Annotated in this window: 16 protein-coding genes; 5 read left to right on the forward strand and 11 right to left on the reverse strand. The window is 39.3% G+C overall.

Annotated elements, in window-relative coordinates:
* Positions 1-37 precede the first annotated feature (37 nt).
* Positions 38-862, reverse strand: a complete 825-nt coding sequence (locus KP712_RS08700; protein ID WP_048953089.1) for a 5'-nucleotidase, lipoprotein e(P4) family — start codon at positions 860-862, stop codon at positions 38-40.
* Between the two features lie 221 nt (positions 863-1,083).
* Here KP712_RS08700 and ftsB point away from each other — a divergent pair, with 221 nt between their 5' ends.
* Genes ftsB through ispF form a run of 3 tightly spaced genes read left to right on the forward strand, consistent with a single transcriptional unit; the run spans position 1,084 to position 2,509 of the window.
* Positions 1,084-1,362: a cell division protein FtsB gene (ftsB, locus tag KP712_RS08705; protein WP_048953088.1), complete on the forward strand. Its 279-nt coding sequence runs from the start codon at positions 1,084-1,086 to the stop codon at positions 1,360-1,362.
* Positions 1,362-2,039: a 2-C-methyl-D-erythritol 4-phosphate cytidylyltransferase gene (gene ispD / locus KP712_RS08710; RefSeq protein ID WP_048953087.1), complete on the forward strand. Its 678-nt coding sequence runs from the start codon at positions 1,362-1,364 to the stop codon at positions 2,037-2,039. The genes ftsB and ispD overlap by 1 nt, the downstream gene beginning before the upstream one ends.
* Complete coding sequence (gene ispF, locus KP712_RS08715; protein WP_048953086.1) at positions 2,036-2,509, forward strand: 2-C-methyl-D-erythritol 2,4-cyclodiphosphate synthase; 474 nt, start codon at positions 2,036-2,038, stop codon at positions 2,507-2,509. Before ispD ends, ispF begins: the two co-directional genes overlap by 4 nt.
* A gap of 601 nt (positions 2,510-3,110) precedes the next feature.
* On the opposite strand, the gene KP712_RS08720 is transcribed toward ispF, so the two are convergent.
* A complete protein-coding gene (locus KP712_RS08720; protein WP_048953085.1) occupies positions 3,111-4,763 on the reverse strand; it encodes a phospho-sugar mutase in 1,653 nt (550 codons plus the stop codon).
* 235 nt (positions 4,764-4,998) lie between these two features.
* On the opposite strand from KP712_RS08720, the gene dnaE reads away from it, so the two are divergent.
* On the forward strand, positions 4,999-8,478 hold the full coding sequence (gene dnaE, locus KP712_RS08725; protein WP_048953084.1) for a DNA polymerase III subunit alpha: 3,480 nt from the start codon (positions 4,999-5,001) through the stop codon (positions 8,476-8,478).
* A gap of 38 nt (positions 8,479-8,516) precedes the next feature.
* Here dnaE and ilvA read toward each other — a convergent pair whose 3' ends face one another.
* The 9 genes from ilvA to metN all read right to left on the reverse strand — a co-directional run bounded on the left by ilvA (position 8,517) and on the right by metN (position 17,821).
* The gene (ilvA, locus tag KP712_RS08730) at positions 8,517-10,058 is read right to left on the reverse strand and encodes a threonine ammonia-lyase, biosynthetic (RefSeq protein WP_048953083.1); all 1,542 of its coding nucleotides are present in this window, start codon (positions 10,056-10,058) and stop codon (positions 8,517-8,519) included.
* An 81-nt stretch (positions 10,059-10,139) separates the two neighbouring features.
* On the reverse strand, positions 10,140-11,978 hold the full coding sequence (gene ilvD, locus KP712_RS08735) for a dihydroxy-acid dehydratase (RefSeq protein WP_048953082.1): 1,839 nt from the start codon (positions 11,976-11,978) through the stop codon (positions 10,140-10,142).
* 59 nt (positions 11,979-12,037) lie between these two features.
* The gene (gene ilvM, locus KP712_RS08740) at positions 12,038-12,256 is read right to left on the reverse strand and encodes an acetolactate synthase 2 small subunit (RefSeq protein WP_048953081.1); all 219 of its coding nucleotides are present in this window, start codon (positions 12,254-12,256) and stop codon (positions 12,038-12,040) included.
* The gene (ilvG, locus tag KP712_RS08745) at positions 12,256-13,914 is read right to left on the reverse strand and encodes an acetolactate synthase 2 catalytic subunit (protein WP_048953080.1); all 1,659 of its coding nucleotides are present in this window, start codon (positions 13,912-13,914) and stop codon (positions 12,256-12,258) included. The genes ilvM and ilvG overlap by 1 nt, the downstream gene beginning before the upstream one ends.
* A 163-nt stretch (positions 13,915-14,077) precedes the next feature.
* Complete coding sequence (locus KP712_RS08750) at positions 14,078-14,713, reverse strand: DUF421 domain-containing protein (protein ID WP_048953079.1); 636 nt, start codon at positions 14,711-14,713, stop codon at positions 14,078-14,080.
* Positions 14,713-15,168 (reverse strand): DUF3290 family protein, encoded by a 456-nt coding sequence (locus KP712_RS08755; RefSeq protein ID WP_048953078.1) that lies wholly within the window; start codon positions 15,166-15,168, stop codon positions 14,713-14,715. Before KP712_RS08755 ends, KP712_RS08750 begins: the two co-directional genes overlap by 1 nt.
* Positions 15,169-15,244: 76 nt before the next feature.
* The gene (locus KP712_RS08760) at positions 15,245-16,066 is read right to left on the reverse strand and encodes a MetQ/NlpA family lipoprotein (RefSeq protein ID WP_048953077.1); all 822 of its coding nucleotides are present in this window, start codon (positions 16,064-16,066) and stop codon (positions 15,245-15,247) included.
* Between the two features lie 38 nt (positions 16,067-16,104).
* Complete coding sequence (locus tag KP712_RS08765; protein ID WP_005629721.1) at positions 16,105-16,794, reverse strand: methionine ABC transporter permease; 690 nt, start codon at positions 16,792-16,794, stop codon at positions 16,105-16,107.
* Positions 16,784-17,821 (reverse strand): methionine ABC transporter ATP-binding protein MetN, encoded by a 1,038-nt coding sequence (metN, locus tag KP712_RS08770; RefSeq protein ID WP_048953076.1) that lies wholly within the window; start codon positions 17,819-17,821, stop codon positions 16,784-16,786. The genes KP712_RS08765 and metN overlap by 11 nt, the downstream gene beginning before the upstream one ends.
* A gap of 175 nt (positions 17,822-17,996) precedes the next feature.
* On the opposite strand from metN, the gene gmhB reads away from it, so the two are divergent.
* Positions 17,997-18,551, forward strand: a complete 555-nt coding sequence (gene gmhB / locus KP712_RS08775) for a D-glycero-beta-D-manno-heptose 1,7-bisphosphate 7-phosphatase (RefSeq protein ID WP_048953075.1) — start codon at positions 17,997-17,999, stop codon at positions 18,549-18,551.
* Positions 18,552-18,846 lie beyond the last annotated feature (295 nt).

The following is an 18,846-nucleotide window of genomic DNA, read 5'->3' on the forward strand; positions in this document are numbered from 1 at the left end:
TGGAGATTTTTTATCAACTACTATTAATGATAACAGACTATTTACCATCCCATGCTTGTACGGCATCTAGACGTGCTTTAATTTTGCCTTGGGTATCTTTTTTAAAGTAACCGTCAGCTAATCCACCTTCCCAGCCACCGTAATTTGCATTTGGTAATACAATAAAGGTTTTACCAAATTTAGCCTGATTTTGTTGTACAAATGAACGACGTTCATTGTTACTTTTTCCGTAGACTGTATCTCCGAAATCGTCTAGGTTATCGCCAGCGTAAAGAACAATCTCATAGCCTTGTTTTTCAATCTCGGCAAAACGCGCAGCTTTAGCAGATTTATCTTTTTTAAAGTAAAAGGATGAATCATCTAAGCCTTTAAAGCCAAGACGTTTCATATCGTCAATGGTACCGGTTTTTTCTGTGCTATCTTTACGGTTAGTCACGTAAAACATTTTACCGTTATGTGAATTTACATAATTATTAAATTCTACTGCGCCAGGGATAGCTCGGGATTGGCGAGCTTCAACCCAACGCGTCCAATCTTTTCCATCAAATGGTTTATTGTTTTTTACTTGCCAACCAGCATAAAGGCTGTTATCTAACATGGTTTCATCTAAATCAACAACAACCGCTTTTTTCTTTCCTTTAGTAACTTTTGCGTGATCAAAGGCAACTTTTGCTGCATTGTATGCTTGATAAGTTAATGCTTGGTATTCACCCGAATCTTGCATCCAGTTTAATCCAAGAACTGCTTGTTGTTGCAATTGTGCATTAGCATGTTCCTTTGAATCCATTGAATGAGTACTACATCCAGCGAGAACAAAAGCAGAAATTGCAGCAAGTGCGGTCATTTTTAAGGTTGTTTTCATGTTAAATTACTCTCCATATTAAGGCAGTTAAATACTGTGGGGAGTATATCAAGTCTTTTGGTTTTTTACTTCATCTTCTCTGAATATCTCTTTAGTTTGTGACATGGATCACATTTTTCTTTTCATTTTGTGACGAATATGTACAGCATTTTTTTATGCTATCGCCTTTCCTCTTTTTTCACGGTAAACTATCAGCATTTTTCTTGTATAACATAAAGATTATGCGACTTTTGATTCTTATTCTTTTCGCCATATTGGCACTGTTTCAATATGATTTATGGTTTGGACGCAATGGATTTTGGGATTATCGTGAAACTGCGGTAAAAATTGTAGAAAATCATGCTGAAAATGAAAAACTTTCCCAGCGTAATCAACGCATTAATGCGGAAATTCAAGGATTAACAAAGGGGTTTGAATCGATTGAAGAACGAGCAAGGATGCAGCATGGTATGGTAAAAGAAAATGAAGTGTTTTATCACATTGTGAAAGAGAATAAATAATGGATCGTCCAATTGTTGTTGTATTACCTGCAGCTGGAGTAGGCTCGCGTATGCAAGCGGATAAACCAAAACAATACCTAGCGTTGTTAGGTAAAACGTTGTTAGAACATACGCTTGATATCATGCTAACTCATACAGCGATTTCGAAGATTATATTAGTCGTGAGTAAAGATGATCCTTATATAGCCAATTTATCACTTTCACCTAAAATTCAATTGGTAGAAGGTGGTGAAACGAGGGCTGAATCAGTGCTAAATGGTTTGAATGCAATTTGTGATAAAAATGCTTGGGTACTAGTACATGATGCGGCTCGTCCTTGTTTACAGCATACTGATATTGATAAATTATTAACCATTGATGATGAACAGGGGGCAATTTTAGCAATTCCCGTAACAGACACAATTAAGCGTTCAGATAATCAACAACGTATAGTTGTGACTGAAGATCGTAGTCAGCTTTGGCAGGCTCAAACACCACAATTTTTTCAAGTGGAATGCTTGAAAAAAGCACTTTCTACAGCCCTACAGCAAGGGCTTCAAATTACGGATGAGGCTTCTGCAATGGAGCATGCGGGTTTTCGACCGCACTTGGTAGCTGGTCGTAGTGATAATTTGAAAGTCACGCGTCCCGAGGATTTGGCATTAGCTGAATTTTATTTAACAAGGAATAAATTATGATGAGAATTGGACATGGGTTTGATGTTCATGCTTTTGGAGAGAATCGCCCATTAATTATCGGTGGTGTAGAAGTACCATATCACACTGGTTTTATAGCACATTCGGATGGTGATGTGGCTTTACATGCCTTGACTGATGCAATTTTAGGCGCGGCAGCACTAGGCGATATTGGCAAACTTTTCCCTGATACAGATATGCAATATAAAAATGCAGATAGTCGTGGTTTATTACGTGAAGCTTTTCGTCAGGTTCAAGAAAAGGGATATAAAATTGGGAATGTTGATGTAACTATTATTGCTCAGTCACCCAAAATGCGCCCATATATTGATGCAATGCGTGTAAAAATTGCTGAGGATTTACAATGTGATATTGAGCAAGTCAATGTAAAGGCCACGACCACGGAAAAATTAGGTTTTACAGGGCGAAGTGAAGGCATCGCCTGTGAGGCCGTTGCATTGTTAGTATATTGATAGTGATATATCGTAAGTGCGATAGCGTGCCTAAAAGAATTTTATCGTATTTCAAATTTTGTGATCTAGATCACAGTTTCTAAAAGTGAAAAGTCATACCATATATCTGCACAGTAAGTTTGTTGTCAATGACGCAAGCTATAAATCAAGATTTAGGCACAAGAATGGACGTTTGTGCCATTTGGCATAGAGCTGTGCATCTTGCCTATTGGGTTTGGCGGACTGTTGTCTGACATTCCCGAACGATATCCTAATCAGTGAAATGATAACGAGTGAGTCGCTCACCTTTATTATGAAGTGGCCATTGATGATAGGACAACATCCATAGCTGGATGTGGGGCAAATGGAGGGCTTCAGTCCGCTTCTTTGTCCACCAACCTTGTTGTTAGGTGCGATATTGTTAGTTGTTGTTGGCTAATGGAATGCTTATATGGGGTGTAATGATGTAACCATTCCATTAGTCAAACTATCTCAAATTCTAATTTTTATTAATCTATTAGTCATCCTTGTAATTCTAATTTTATCTGCTGATATTTATTGGGTTTCAGATATAAAAAAACGCACTTTCTACAAAGTGCGTTTTATTTTTAGAAACGATTAATTAGCAGGCTTGTTTGCCATAAGCATCTTGGCGAAGAATGTGACGAACACCTTCATCAAATTCTGCTAATACGCGATCTGCATCTTTTGGATCTTTACCGCGCGCATCCAAGTAGAATTTAATTTTTGGTTCAGTACCTGAAGGACGAGCAATTAAGCGTCCGCCATTTTCCAAGTTGAATACAAGGATATCGCTTTGACGATCTGTTTTAGTATGGTCGATAAATTGTGCCACTTTCACTCCAGCGATTTCTGCTAGTGGATTGTTACGAAGTGCGGTCATTAATTTTCCGATTTCTGAAAGATCACTTACTCGAATAGAGATTTGTCCACTCACATAAGCACCAAATTCTTTGGTAAATTCATCAGCATAATCCGCTAAAGTTTTGCCTTGTTTTTTCAAGTTACGCACAAGATCTAAGAACACGATTGCTGCAGAAATACCGTCTTTATCGCGTACCTTGTCTGGGTCAACTAAATAACCCAATGCTTCTTCAAAACCAAACAATAAGCCAGATACTTTACCGATATATTTGAAACCAGTTAAGGTTTCTTCTGATTGGAAACCGTATTTTTTCGCAATTTCAGCGAGCGCAGGAGAAGAAACAAGTGAGCAAGCCAATGTGCCTTGTTTGCCTTGATATTGTTTTGCTAAGTACCAACCTAAGAAACAGCCTACCACGTTGCCGTGTAGTGATTTCCAGTTGCCTTGTGCATCAGGCACAGCAACCGCTAAACGGTCTGCATCTGGGTCATTAGCAATGATAAATTCAGCATTCTTTTCTTTTGCCACTTTAATTGCTAAATCTAATGCGCCTTTTTCTTCTGGATTTGGAAAGTTCACGGTTGGGAATGTGCCATCTGGCCAAACTTGATCTGCGACTACGTGTGGTTGTGGTAAGCCTGCTTTTGCCAGCGTCTTACTTAAAACTTCATAGCCAACACCGTGCATAGCGGTATAAACATAGTTAATGTCGCAAGCTGGCTCTTTAGCTAATGATGCAGTTTTTGCAATGTACGCATCTACCACTTCATCATTTAACACCACATAATTATCACTACGTGGTAAATCTTGGATATTGCCTGCCGAAACTTTATCAATTAATGCTGCGATGTCTTTATCTGCTGGTGAAACGATTTGACCGCCGCCATTTGCTTTACCTAAATACACTTTATAACCGTTATCTTCCGGTGGATTATGGCTTGCTGTCACCATTACACCTGCAGTGGTATCAAAATATTGGATAGCATAAGCCAATACTGGCGTAGGTAATTTACGTGGTAATAAATAAGCTTTTACGCCTGCACCCGCCATAATTTCAGCCGTGTCACGGGCAAAAACATCAGAGTTTTTACGGCCGTCGTAACCAATTACGATAGATGGTTCTTTATCGTAATCTTTTAAATATTCCGCTAAACCGCCAGCAGCTTGAGAAACTAACACTCGGTTCATCCCCATTGAGCCAGCTTGTAAACGGCCACGTAAACCTGCCGTACCAAATTGTAAACGACCATCAAAACGCGCATGTAATTCTGCTTCTGCTGCTTTATCTCCGCCTTTTGCCGCATCTAAAAGTGCGGTTAATTCTGCATGAGTTTCTGCGTCAGGATCTTGGTTTAACCAATTTTGCGCTACATGAAAAAGAGTTGTCATAGGATCATCCTTATTCTCTTGAAATAAATAAATCGCTGCTAGACTAGCCGAAATCACCCAAAATGGGAACGGATAATTATCAAAATTTTGATCTACTTAACATTTTTTGTTCACGCAATCGGTTATCCGAGCTAATTAGGAAAGCCGTTTGTTGCATAGGCATTTGTTTGAAAAATTCGCTATAATACCGCCTCAATATTTACGGCAAAATTTAACCGCACTTTAAGGATTTTCAATGTCATCCCAGCCTCGTTTCGTCCATCTTCGCACGCACACAGATTTTTCGATGATTGACAGTATCGTCAAAGTGAAACCGCTAGTAAAAGCCTGTGCTGCTAATGAAATGGTTGCAATGGCACTAACGGATTTTACAAATTTTTGCGGTGTGGTGCGCTTTTATGGCGAGATGCTTTCTTTAGGGATGAAGCCAATTATCGGGGCAGATGTAAAAGTCAAAAGTACATTATGTGGCGATGAATACTTTGATCTGACTTTGTTGGCTAAAAATAATGAAGGCTATAAAAATATTACTTTATTGTTATCAAAAGCTTACCAGCGAGGTTATAACGACTTACCTTATATTGATCAAGATTGGCTTATTGATTATCGAGAAGGGGTGATTATCTTATCTGGTGGTATACAGGGAGATGTGGGAAAGAAATTATTAAAAGATAATGCTGATGAGATTGAAAGTACGGTCGCATTTTATCAAGAATTTTTTCCCGAGCATTTTTATCTTGCTCTTAGCCGCACAGGAAGAGCGGATGAAGAAAGTTATATCCACGCAGCACTAAAATTAGCTGAACGTTACCATTTACCGTTAGTTGCTACAAATGATGTGGTATTCCTCAAGCAAGATGATTTTGAAGCCCACGAAATTCGTGTGGCGATTAGAGATGGTTATACTTTAGATGATCCTAAACGCCCAAAACGTTATACCTCCGAACAATATTTCCGTTCAGAAGAGGAAATGTGTGAGTTATTTGCAGATATTCCCTCAGCTTTAGAAAATACGCTTTTAATTGCTCAGCGTTGTAGTGTAACGCTTCGTCTTGGTCAATATTTTTTACCAAAATTTCCAACGGGTGAATTGAGCACGGAGGATTTCTTAATAAAAAAAGCCAGAGAAGGACTAGAGGAGCGTTTAGTATTTCTATTTCCGGATGAGAAAATTAGGGCCGAAAGACGGGCAGAATATGATGAACGTTTAGAAGTGGAATTAGGTGTTATCAACCAAATGGGATTCCCTGGTTATTTCTTGATTGTGATGGAATTTATTCAGTGGTCAAAAGATAATGATATTCCAGTGGGACCAGGACGAGGTTCGGGGGCTGGTTCTTTAGTTGCCTATGCATTGAAAATTACCGATTTAGATCCGCTTGAGTTTGATTTGCTGTTTGAGCGTTTTTTAAATCCAGAACGGGTATCTATGCCTGACTTTGACGTGGATTTTTGTATGGATGGTCGAGATCGTGTTATTGAGCATGTTGCTGAAACTTACGGACGCGGTGCAGTATCACAAATTATCACCTTTGGTACCATGGCGGCAAAAGCGGTGATTCGCGATGTAGGGCGCGTATTGGGACATCCTTATGGTTTCGTTGATCGTATTTCGAAATTGATTCCTCCAGATCCAGGAATGACGCTCGCAAAAGCGTTTGAAGTTGAGCCACAATTGCAAGTGGCGTATGACAGTGATGAAGAGGTGCAAGCCTTAATAGATATGGCGCGTAAGTTGGAAGGTGTAACCCGTAATGCGGGTAAACATGCGGGAGGCGTAGTAATTTCTCCAACTTTAATTACGGATTTTGCGCCGCTTTATTGCGATAATGAAGGGCTTCACCCTGTTACCCATTTTGATAAAAGCGATGTGGAATATGCAGGGCTTGTGAAGTTTGATTTCTTAGGATTACGTACTCTGACTATCATTAAGTGGGCATTAGATATGATTAATGCTCGCATGGCTCGAGAAGGTAAGCCACTTGTTGATATTGCAGCGATCCCTCTAGATGATCATGAATCTTTTGAACTGCTTAAACGTTCTGAAACTACAGCTGTATTCCAGCTAGAATCTCGTGGTATGAAAGATTTGATCAAACGCCTTCAACCTGACTGTTTTGAAGATATTATCGCGTTGGTAGCATTGTTCCGTCCTGGTCCTTTGCAGTCAGGAATGGTGGATAATTTTATTGATCGTAAACATGGACGAGAAGAAGTATCCTACCCTGATGCAGAATATCAACATGAAAGCTTGAAGCCTATTCTTGAGCCAACTTACGGTATTATTTTGTATCAAGAGCAAGTGATGCAGATTGCGCAAGTGTTGGCTGGTTATACGTTGGGTGGAGCAGACTTATTGCGTCGAGCGATGGGGAAAAAGAAGCCAGAGGAAATGGCAAAGCAGCGTTCTGTGTTTAAAGAGGGGGCGGTAAAAAACGGTGTTGATGGTGAGCTTTCCATGAAGATTTTCGACTTGGTGGAAAAATTTGCTGGCTATGGTTTTAATAAATCTCACTCCGCTGCTTATGCCTTGGTGTCTTACCAAACGCTTTGGCTCAAAACCCATTTCCCTGCAGAGTTTATGGCTGCGGTGATGACATCTGAAATGGATAACACGGATAAAATTGTGGGTTTATATGATGAATGTTTACGTATGGGATTAAAGGTTGCTCCACCAGATATTAACGTGGGTAAGCATCATTTTAGTGTTAATGACCAAGGTGAAATTGTATATGGTATTGGCGCAATTAAAGGTGTGGGGGAAGGCCCGATTGAGGCACTTGTGACCGCTAGAAATGAAGGGGGAATTTTCAAAGACTTATTTGATTTATGTGCTCGAGTAGATTTGAAGAAAATTAACCGCCGGACTTTTGAAAGCCTAATTATGTCCGGTGCCTTTGATAAATTAGGTCCACATCGCGCCGCACTTTCTAAGAATTTAGAAGATGCCCTTAAAGCATCTGATCAACATGCTAAAGATGAAGCTATGGGACAAACGGATATGTTTGGGGTACTGACTGAAACCCACGAAGAAGTCGAGAATGCCTATGCTAATACCCCTCCTTACTCAGAAAAACAAATTCTTGATGGTGAGCGTGAAACACTAGGGCTTTATTTAAGTAGTCATCCTGTAAGCCGATATTTAAAAGAATTATCTCATTACACATCAATACGTTTAAAAGATTTGACACCAAATCGTCGTGGGCAAATAAGTACTGCCGCAGGATTGTTAGTTTCATCTCGTATAGCAATGACTAAAAAAGGTAATCGACTCGGTATTGCAACATTAGATGATCGTTCTGGTCGTTTAGATTTAACTTTATTTGGTGAAAGTTTAGAGCAATTTGGTGAAAAGTTACAAAAAGATACTGTAGTGATTGCTTCTGGACAGGTCAGTGTTGATGATTTCTCAGGTGGCTTAAAAATGACGGTGCGAGAGTTAATGACCTTAGATGAGGCTCGTTCTCGTTATGTCAAATCCTTAGCTATTAGTCTTTCTGAGCATCAAATTACACCAAGTTTCATTAAACAACTTAAAGCATTACTTGAGCCGGTGAGTGGTGGAACTTTGCCGATTAACGTGTATTACCAAAGTCCGAGAGGTCGTGCGTTGTTACGTTTGGGCGTGCAATGGTCGATCATTCCAACAGATGAAATTCTGACAGAATTAGTGAATTTACTTGGCGAAAGTGCGGTGGAATTAGAGTTTGAATAATACAAAGGCGTGAAAAATATCACGCCTTTTTTATAAGATTAACGTAAGAAATAACGATAAGATTTGCTTTCTGTTACATCTTCAAAAACATAATTGAGTTGAGCAAGTGCCTGTTCAAATTCTGCTTGTTCGCGTTTTTCAATTTGGAAACCAGCAAGGATATTTCCATAGTCCGCGCCGTGGGCACGATAGTGGAATAATGAAATATTCCAACGATTTTGTAATGTTTCCAAGAATTTTAATAACGCACCTTTTTGCTCAGGGAATTCGAACGTATATAAGCGTTCGTTATCATTGGCTGCTCGTCCCCCCATTAAATAGCGAACGTGCGTTTTCGCAATATCATCATCAGACATATCCTCAACATCAAAACCATTTTTTGTGAGGTCTGCAATAATGTCTGCTTTTTCTTGCTCATTTGTCGTTCTTACCCCAACAAACACGCAAGCACGTTTATCATCTGCATAACGGTAACTGAATTCGGTTACAGCTCGGTTACCTAATACATAAGCAAATTTTAAGAAACTACCGGGTTGCTCAGGCATGGTCACAGCTAATAAAGCCTCTCGGTTTTCACCAATTTCACAACGTTCAGATACATAACGTAATGTATGGAAATTCAAGTTCGCGCCAGACAAAATTGCCGCCATATTTTGGCCTTCAATATGGTTTTGTTTCACATATTTTTTCAAACCGGCTAAACCTAATGCACCTGATGGCTCCGCAACAGCACGAACGTTCTCAAATAAATCTTTCATTGCTGCGCACGCTTCGTCACTATCGACCAATACCATATCGTCAAGATATTGCTGACATAGACGGAATGTTTCGTCACCAATGCGTTTTACGGCAACACCATCCGCAAATAATCCAACATGGGTTAAATCTGTGGGTTCGCCTTTATCGAGAGCGGCTTTTAAACATGCAGAATCCTTTGATTCTACACCGATGATTTTAATTTCTGGCATAAATTGCTTAAGCAAAATTGCCACGCCTGCAGCTAAACCACCGCCTCCGACTTGTACAAACACATAATCCAAATCTGCCACTTGTTGTAGCATTTCCATCGCTAACGTGCCTTGTCCTGCGATCACTAATGGATGATCGAATGGAGGAATAAATGTCATATTTTTTTCTTTTGAAAGCTCAATCGCTTTTGCTTTGGCTTCATCGAAATTAGCACCGTGCAACAACACCTCGCCACCAAATCCACGCACTGCATCCACTTTAATGCTTGGGGTATTTTGTGGCATGACGATCAATGCTTTTAAGCCTAATTGTTTCGCTGATAATGCCACGCCTTGTGCATGGTTACCCGCAGATGCCGCTATCACTCCTGCTTCTTTTTGTTCTGCTGAAAGGCTAGAAATCATTGCGTAAGCACCGCGTAGTTTAAAACTATTTACTGGCTGACGGTCTTCGCGTTTAATCCAGATATTATTGTGCAGTCGTTCAGAAAGTTTTCCCATTTTTTGTAAAGGGGTCACTTGCGCAGCTTCATATACGCGTGAACCAAGTTTAACAATAGCATTGATATAATCTGATTGAGAAGGTTGAGGATTGGTGAGTAGGTTTTTCATAGTGTTTGTTTTAATGATGAAGTGCGGTTAGTTTTTCCTTTGTTTTATCCCCCTCTTATGAAGGAGGGGGGAACCGTTAAATTATTTTAATAATGTTTTATCGCGTACCGCACCTTTGTCCGCAGAGGTGGCGAAGTGACCGAATACTTTCAATGCGAAAGATACTTCACGCTCACGGTTAGCTGGTTGCCAACCTTTTTGATCTTGTTCAGTTCTGCGTGCTGCGAGTTCTTCATTACTGATTTCTAAGTTAATTGCACGATTTGGAATATCAATGTTGATAATATCGCCATCACGTACTAAGCCGATTGCACCGCCAGAAGCGGCTTCTGGTGAAGCATGTCCAATAGACAAGCCTGATGTACCACCAGAGAAACGACCATCCGTTAATAAAGCACATTTTTTGCCCAAGCCCATCGATTTTAAGTAACTGGTTGGGTATAACATTTCTTGCATACCAGGTCCGCCTTTAGGGCCTTCGTAACGGATAACAACGACATGACCTTCTTTGACTTTGCCACCTAAAATACCTGCAACCGCATCTTCTTGGCTTTCAAATACGATTGCACGGCCGGTGAATTTCCAAATAGATTCATCTACACCCGCGGTTTTAACGATACATCCGTCTTCAGCGAGATTACCGAATAATACGGCTAAGCCACCTTCTTGTGAAATCGCATTTTCTTTATTGCGAATACAACCATTTACACGATCATTATCGACGGTATCCCAGCGGCAATCTTGTGAGAATGCTTGAGTTGTGCGGATGCCTGCAGGGCCTGCACGGAAGAATTTATGTAATTCTTCATCTTGATTGCGAATAATATCGTATTGGTCTAGTTGTTCTCCCATGCTCATTCCAAGCACGGTGTGCGTATTTTTATGAATTAATCCAGCGCGATCTAATTCCCCCAACAATCCCATAATACCGCCTGCGCGGTGTACGTCTTCCATGTGGTATTTATTGGTGTTTGGTGCAATTTTGCTTAAACAAGGTACTTTGCGCGATAAACGGTCAATATCTGCCATTTTAAAATCTACGCCAGCTTCTTGTGCTGCCGCTAACAAGTGTAAAACTGTATTGCTTGAACCACCCATTGCGATATCGAGGCTCATTGCATTCTCAAAGGCATCAAAAGTACCGATTGAACGAGGCAATACGCTTGCATCATCTTGTTCGTAATAACGTTTGCAAAGCTCGACAATTTGACGACCAGCTTTTAAGAATAATTCTTTTCGGTCAGCATGGGTCGCCAACATAGAACCATTGCCTGGTAAAGATAAACCTAACGCTTCAGTTAAGCAGTTCATAGAGTTTGCGGTAAACATTCCTGAGCAAGAACCACAAGTTGGGCACGCACTGCGTTCAATGGCATCAATGCGTTCATCTGACACATTTGGATCGGCTGCCTCAATCATCGCATCAACCAAATCTAAGCGGATTAATTGATCAGAAAGTTTTGTTTTACCCGCTTCCATTGGGCCGCCTGAGACAAAAATTGTCGGAATATTTAAACGCATTGCCGCCATTAACATTCCTGGGGTGATTTTGTCACAGTTGGAAATACACACCATCGCATCAGCACAGTGTGCATTGACCATATATTCCACGCTGTCTGCAATTAAATCACGGCTTGGCAAAGAATAAAGCATTCCACCGTGTCCCATCGCGATACCATCATCCACCGCAATGGTGTTAAATTCTTTTGCTACACCGCCCGCTTTTTCAATTTCTGCGGCAACAAGCTGTCCCATATCTTTTAAATGCACATGCCCTGGCACAAATTGGGTGAAAGAGTTCACCACCGCAATAATCGGTTTACCAAAGTCATTTTCTTTCATTCCTGTCGCACGCCATAAGGCACGAGCGCCTGCCATATTACGACCTTGTGTACTAGTCGCTGAACGTAGTTTTGGCATAAATAATCTCTCCGAGTAAAATTTTGTTAGAGTAGTGTGCAATGCCTTGCACTTAATTCTTATTTTATTTCGTTTACATCTGGCAATTTCGCCAACTGATTCACTAATAGATCTAAAGTGCGGTCAGATTTTACGGTGATTTTTAACCGCACTTGGGTTTCAATCAATGTCATTTCCATTGTTGTAACGGTAAACCCGCGATGGCGTGCTACACGCAAAATGCGTTCTAGTACTTCAGGACGATGGCGAGCGACGAGTTCAATTTTATATTCATTCATTAGTTCATCTCCTCTACCATATCCGCGTTACATGCACCCGGTGGCACAAGTGGCCATACACATTCATCAGGTGGAATACATACTTGTAATAAATAGGCTGTTTTGCTGTTTAATAATCGGTTGAGTGCTGCATCCACATCATCAGCTGACTTAATACGTTCTGCAGGAATACCGAACGCATTAGCAAGCATCACAAAATCTGGGTTGTCATCTAAAATGGTTTCACTGCGCCGTTTATTCCAGAATAAATCTTGCCATTGACGAACCATACCTAAGCGTTGGTTATCTAATAGCAAAATTTTTACTGGTAAATTGCCACGTTTGATTGAGCCCAATTCTTGGATATTCATCATGAGTGAGCCATCACCCGTAACCAAAATGACTTCATCTTGCGGGCGTGCTTTTTTTGCCCCAACAGCGGCGGGTAAGCCAAAGCCCATTGTGCCGAAACCTGCCGAAGTAATGTAGTTCTCTGGTGCAAAATGCTTCATATGTTGCGCTGACCACATTTGATGCTGACCTACATCGGTACAAATTACCGCATTATTTGGTTTGTGATTAGATAGGGTGTTGAGTAATGCCCAAGGATCAATCGGGCGGTTACCTTGATTTTCAATATAAGTGAAATCTAATTTTGTTTTGAAATTTCTGATTTGTTCACGCCAAGGTTCAATATCAAGATCTTGTTTGAGTGCATTAAGTGCTTGGATTAAATCCCCTTGTAATGCAACATCTGCACGGCGTAATTTATGGATTTCTGCCGCATCAATATCACAATGAATCACTTTGGCATGAGGCGCAAAAGTATCGAGTTTACCTGTTACACGATCGTCAAAACGAGCACCGCATACGAGTAATAAATCGCTTTCTTGCACGGCAAAATTAGCAGCTTTTGTACCATGCATACCAATCATTCCCATATACACATCATTGTTTGGATGAATTGCACCTAAACCTTTTAAAGTGGAGACTGATGGCATTTGGGTTTGAGCTAAAAATTCGCGTAAGGCAGGAACAGCTTTCGCCATACCAACACCGCCACCCACATAAAGCACCGGTTTTTTAGCATTTTTTAATAATTCTTTTGCTTCAGCGAGTTTATCTACTGAAAGTGCGGTTGGTTTTTCTGGTGTTTTAACATAGGCTTTTACATTCTCAGGCACTTCACCAATTTGAATATCGCGAGGCACATCAATAAGAACTGGGCCGGGGCGTCCGCTTTGGGCAATTTCAAAGGCTTCCGCAAAAACATCGGCTAATTCATCCGTACTTTGCACGATAAAACTGTGTTTAGTGCAAGCAAGGGATAGTCCTAGAACATCAGCTTCTTGGAACGCATCCGTGCCGATTAATGGAGAGGAAACTTGACCGGTAATGGCTACAACTGGAATGGAGTCCATCATGGCATCGCCTAATCCAGTGACTAAATTGGTGGCGCCTGGGCCTGATGTTGCAATACAGACGCCCACTTTTCCTGTGGAGCGAGCATAACCGATCGCCGCGATGGCAGCTCCTTGTTCATTACGACAAAGTAAGTGATCTAAGCCTGCATCATAAAGGGCATCGTAGGTTGGCATGATTGCGCCACCTGGATAGCCAAAAAGAGTCGTGACGTGGTGTGCTTTCAGGCACTCCATGATGAGTTGTGCACCTGTCATTGTGTTTGTTTCCGGGTCTTTTATTATTTTTGTCTGAGCTTTCATTGTAACGAAATTTTATAGCATTGGTAGGGCTAGCCTGAAAAAAAGTCAAATATTGAGACAGAAATTTTAAAAAAAAGACCAATAACTTAAATTATTGGTCGTGACTTTCATTAGTAGATTAGTTTGGGTCATAAAGGTGTGTAATTAATTGACCATTCAAATATTCACCAATATATACCTGATTTACAGTGAGTTTATTAGTATCTAATTCAGCATGAACCCAATTTTCATCTCGATTAATGATATCAAGAATATCGTAATCAATTTGCCCATCAATAATTAATGGATAGCGTAAATCTTCATCTCCGTATTGAATGATTGATAGTTGCCCATTTTGTTCAAGTACAGCTCGTTTTACGGTAGAGATTTCATATATGCCTGCTGCACGGAGTTTAAACATTAAATCATGGGCTGAGATACCATTTTTCATACATTCACTAGTTTGTACTTTGCCATCTAAAATTACCCAAACTGGGCTCCCATCGATAATATTTTTCACAAATCGGTTATGATTTTTGATAAAACGTAGTGTAAAAATTAATAATGTCCATAAAATGAGAACAAGGGAAAATTGTAGTATGCCAATATTGTCATTATAAATGACAGCGCCAATAATGCCGCCCAGTACATAATTTTGTACTTGATCCATGGCTGATGTTGGAGCAAGGTTTCCCTTACCCATTAAATTAATCTGTAAAACAAGACCAATAATGCCCATTGTAAGTTTTATAGCAAGAAATGAATAACTTTCCATTATTTATTTTCCTTATCAATAATATTGATATTCGGGTTGACTAAATTGATTTCAGAGAGTGTATAAGCAGTAAAATCATTATTAAAATTTACCTGATAGTATTTATCCTTAATATTTAAGATCATACCATTTGTAATTTTCTGGTTATTTACTCGTAGATCCTCAAATTGTAAATTTTGTGATGTTTTTACTGAGTTCAAAAATGTAACAATGCGAGAAGTATCATTTGCATATACTTGATTTTGTTCATATTGATTATATTGAATACCAAGTAAGAGAATAATTAAGAGCAGAAAAATAATACTGAGATCTCGGTATTTGGTTTCTAAACGATGGCGAAGATATAAACTTGTTACTAACAGAAGCGCACCAAGTGAAGTAAAAATTGCGATGTATTTAAAATAATCTTGAAAATACATACGGTTTTCTAAATAGAAATAAGTAAAAAAAGACATAAAAATATCCCAAGCTTAGATAAGAAAATCCCTTGCAGAGCAAGGGATTTAGTAATGCGTTAAAGTGCGGTAGAAATTACCAACCTTTTACAACACCATCTTTAAAGTGTTTTTTAGCTTCTTGGTAAACTTCTTCTGTTTGGTAAGATTTTACGAAGTCTTGAACAGCTTTGCTGTCTTTGTTATCGGTACGAGAAACGATAATGTTCACATATGGAGAATCTTTATCTTCTACAAATACACCGTTATCTTGAGCATTTAAGCCTACTTGACCCGCATAAGTATTGTTTACTACAGCTAAATCAACATCGTCTAATGCGCGTGCCGCAACGGAAGTATCTACTTCAGTGATGTTTAATTTTTTCGGATTTTCAACAATATCTAATACAGTTGAAAGAAGGTTATTTGCATCTTTTAATTTGATTAAACCTTGTTTTTCAAGAAGAATTAATGCACGGCCACGGTTTGTTGGATCGTTAGGAACAACAACTTTAGCACCTTCTTGTAATTCATTCACATTTTTGATTTTTTTAGAATAACCCGCTAATGGATAGACGAAAGTATTACCCACGATGACTAAGTTATTTAAATTTTTCGCTTTTGCATCTTCATCTAAATAAGGTTTATGTTGCATTGCGTTTGCATCTAAATCACCTTTAGATACCGCTTCATTTGGTAATGCGTAGTCATTGAATTCAACGAATTGAACGTCTAAACCATATTTTTCTTTAGCGACTTTTGCGGCAATTTCTGCAACTTGGTGCTCAGGGCCAGACATCACGCCGACTTTGATTTTAAGTGGTTCAGCTGCAGCTTCAGGTTTTTTATCTTCTTTACAGCCTGTTAAAACGAGAGCTGATGCGATTGCAGTGATTGCAAAAAGTTGTTTTAATTTCATAGGATTTCCTTCCTGTTTAAGTTAAGAGTTGTGTTTAATTAACGATGATCCACTTTTTTAGCCAGTGTATCGCCGAGTTTTTGGCTAATCATAACGAATAGCACAATAATAATGGTGGCCACCCAGGTGACATAAGGCATATTGCGATATACGCCGTAGTTGATAGCGAGGCTACCTAAACCACCGCCGCCTTGCGTCCCCGCCATTGCAGAATAACCAACTAAAGTGACTAGTGTGAGCGTGATGCCATTAATTAGTGTCGGTAGTGCTTCTGGCAAATAGAATTTACGTACAATTTGCCATTTAGTCGCGCCCATTGCTTGAGCGGCTTCGGTTAAACCATTTGGAATTTCCATTAATGCATTAGCAGTTAAGCGAGCTACGAATGGCATCGCACAAATACTTAATGGAATAATCGCTGCCGTTGTGCCTAATACGGTTCCCACGATAAAACGAGTTACAGGTAATAATATTAAGAGCAAAATAATAAATGGAATGGAACGTCCAATATTAATGATCGTGTTTAACACAAAATGAGTGCGGTTATTTTGTAAAATCTCATTTTTTCCAGTTAAGAAAGTCCATACGCCAACAGGCACCCCGACTACTACGGCAAGTAAAGTAGATGCAAAGCTGATATAAATAGTTTCATAAGTTGCGGTTGCGACAACACCCCACATTTGAGGTGTTAATTGCTGGCTGAATGTTGCCAAGAAATCATTGAACATAACCTAGCACCTCCACGCGCACGTTGTTTTCCATTAAATAAACTTTGGTTTGAGTAATAGCATCTTCATCGCCTTCTACTTCAGCAATGGTATAACCAAATTTCACACCTCCAGCATAATCAATTTGTGAGGTTAAAATACTGAGCTCCACGCCAAATTTTTTTGATGCTTGAGAAAGTAACGGAGCATCGACTGAGCGACCGGTAAATTCAAATTTGATAATTGGATACGCTTTGCTATGTTTCGGCGTATCAGTAAGATTTTCCAAATATTCATCAGGTAGGCTGATGTGGAAGGTCGAACGAATAAACTCTTGTGCTAATTCTGTTTTAGGGTTTGCAAAAATTTCACCGACAGTACCTTGTTCAACTAGGCGACCTTGATCAATGACAGCAACTTGATCACAAATCTGTTTAACAACTTCCATTTCATGGGTAATCAGCAAAATCGTAATACCTAAAGTGCGGTTAATTTCTTTTAATAATTTCAGAATAGATTGTGTCGTTGCAGGATCTAATGCGCTAGTTGCTTCATCACATAATAAGACTTTAGGATCGCTGGCTAAGGCGCGTGCAATGGCTACACGTTGTTTTTGCCCGCCAGAAAGATTACTTGGGTAAGCATCACGTTTTTCGCTTAAACCAACAAGCTCTAAAAGTGCGGTAATTTTTTCTTGGATTTTTGCTTTTGGCTCACCTTCCAATTCTAAGGGTAATGCCACGTTTTCAAATACGGTGCGAGAACTTAGTAAATTGAAATGCTGAAAAATCATTCCAATTTGACGACGAGTACGTACTAACTCGCGATCAGAAAGTCCTGTTAATTCTACACCGTCCACAATAACGGAACCGCTAGTTGGTTTTTCTAATAAGTTCACACAGCGAATTAACGTACTTTTTCCTGCGCCAGATGCGCCGATTACTCCGCAAATTTGACCTTTTTCGATGTTTAATGAGACATTATCAAGCGCAGTCAATTTCTTGCTAGGCAGCTCAAAAATCTTCGTTATATTGCTTAGCTTAATCATATAAGCCCTTTTTATTTGCTATTTTTAAATCTGTTTCGGTATTCTAGATGTCTAGATTGCTATGTCAATATGTCAGATTATCTTTTTTAGACAGATTGGTTATGAGTTATATTTGCTAATTGCTTGGATTAAATAGATAATTTTCGTCAATTTGACATGTATAAAAGGTAAGAGAATGAATAAGGCTATATTTTTAGATCGCGATGGCACGTTAAATATTGATTACGGTTATGTACACGAAATTGATAACTTTAAGTTTATTGATGGTGCGATTGATGCATTGCGAGAATTAAAGAAAATGGGATATATATTGGTGTTGGTTACCAATCAATCTGGAATTGCGCGTGGTTATTTTTCTGAGGAGCAGTTTTTACAGTTAACAGAATGGATGGATTGGTCATTGGCTGAACAAGATGTGGATTTGGATGGTATTTACTATTGCCCACATCATCCTGAGGGAAAAGGTGAATATAAAGAAGACTGTGATTGCCGGAAGCCTAAATCTGGAATGTTATTGCAAGCGATCAAAGAATTAAAGATCGATCCTACTCAATCTATTATGGTTGGAGATAAAGTTGAAGATCTAAAAGCGGGAATTGGCGCAAAGGTGAAAATGAATGTATTAGTTCGTACAGGTAAACCAGTAACAGAAGAAGGCGAGAGGATAGCTGATTATGTGTTAGATTCTCTCGTTGATCTTCCGAGAATTTTAAAACGATTAAAAAAATAGCTCAAAAGATCTATATTTTGCTCTAATCGCTTGCGCTTTAATCAAAAGATCATTTTTTTAAATATTTTTACAAAAAAGTACTTGCAAGGGTTTTGAAAATCCCTATAATGCACCGCACACAACGACGCACTGTTGTGAAGTCTTTAAGTTTCCAAGTGCGTCGTTGTTTTTTGCTCTTTAACAATATATCAGACAATCTGTGTGGGCACTTGTTGATTGACTTGTTTTAAAATATTTTAATTTTGAAGTCTTAATAGGTGCTTAACTGAAAATTCATAATTACTTTTTTAAGTAG

It is taken from the genome of Haemophilus sp. SZY H68 (assembly GCF_018829685.1).
Classification (GTDB): Bacteria; Pseudomonadota; Gammaproteobacteria; order Enterobacterales; family Pasteurellaceae; genus Haemophilus; species Haemophilus haemolyticus_K.

What these genes read in the sequence shown, in the direction of transcription:
- KP712_RS08750 (WP_048953079.1), bottom strand. Translation starts at nt 14,713, where the DNA reads ATGGAAAGTTATTCATTTCTTGCTATAAAACTTACAATGGGCATTATT.
- KP712_RS08700 (WP_048953089.1), bottom strand. Translation starts at nt 862, where the DNA reads ATGAAAACAACCTTAAAAATGACCGCACTTGCTGCAATTTCTGCTTTT.
- KP712_RS08765 (WP_005629721.1), bottom strand. Translation starts at nt 16,794, where the DNA reads ATGTTCAATGATTTCTTGGCAACATTCAGCCAGCAATTAACACCTCAA.
- gmhB (WP_048953075.1), top strand. Translation starts at nt 17,997, where the DNA reads ATGAATAAGGCTATATTTTTAGATCGCGATGGCACGTTAAATATTGAT.
- metN (WP_048953076.1), bottom strand. Translation starts at nt 17,821, where the DNA reads ATGATTAAGCTAAGCAATATAACGAAGATTTTTGAGCTGCCTAGCAAG.
- ilvA (WP_048953083.1), bottom strand. Translation starts at nt 10,058, where the DNA reads ATGAAAAACCTACTCACCAATCCTCAACCTTCTCAATCAGATTATATC.
- KP712_RS08720 (WP_048953085.1), bottom strand. Translation starts at nt 4,763, where the DNA reads ATGACAACTCTTTTTCATGTAGCGCAAAATTGGTTAAACCAAGATCCT.
- ilvM (WP_048953081.1), bottom strand. Translation starts at nt 12,256, where the DNA reads ATGAATGAATATAAAATTGAACTCGTCGCTCGCCATCGTCCTGAAGTA.
- dnaE (WP_048953084.1), top strand. Translation starts at nt 4,999, where the DNA reads ATGTCATCCCAGCCTCGTTTCGTCCATCTTCGCACGCACACAGATTTT.
- ilvD (WP_048953082.1), bottom strand. Translation starts at nt 11,978, where the DNA reads ATGCCAAAACTACGTTCAGCGACTAGTACACAAGGTCGTAATATGGCA.
- ilvG (WP_048953080.1), bottom strand. Translation starts at nt 13,914, where the DNA reads ATGACAGGTGCACAACTCATCATGGAGTGCCTGAAAGCACACCACGTC.
- KP712_RS08760 (WP_048953077.1), bottom strand. Translation starts at nt 16,066, where the DNA reads ATGAAATTAAAACAACTTTTTGCAATCACTGCAATCGCATCAGCTCTC.
- ispF (WP_048953086.1), top strand. Translation starts at nt 2,036, where the DNA reads ATGATGAGAATTGGACATGGGTTTGATGTTCATGCTTTTGGAGAGAAT.
- ftsB (WP_048953088.1), top strand. Translation starts at nt 1,084, where the DNA reads ATGCGACTTTTGATTCTTATTCTTTTCGCCATATTGGCACTGTTTCAA.
- ispD (WP_048953087.1), top strand. Translation starts at nt 1,362, where the DNA reads ATGGATCGTCCAATTGTTGTTGTATTACCTGCAGCTGGAGTAGGCTCG.
- KP712_RS08755 (WP_048953078.1), bottom strand. Translation starts at nt 15,168, where the DNA reads ATGTCTTTTTTTACTTATTTCTATTTAGAAAACCGTATGTATTTTCAA.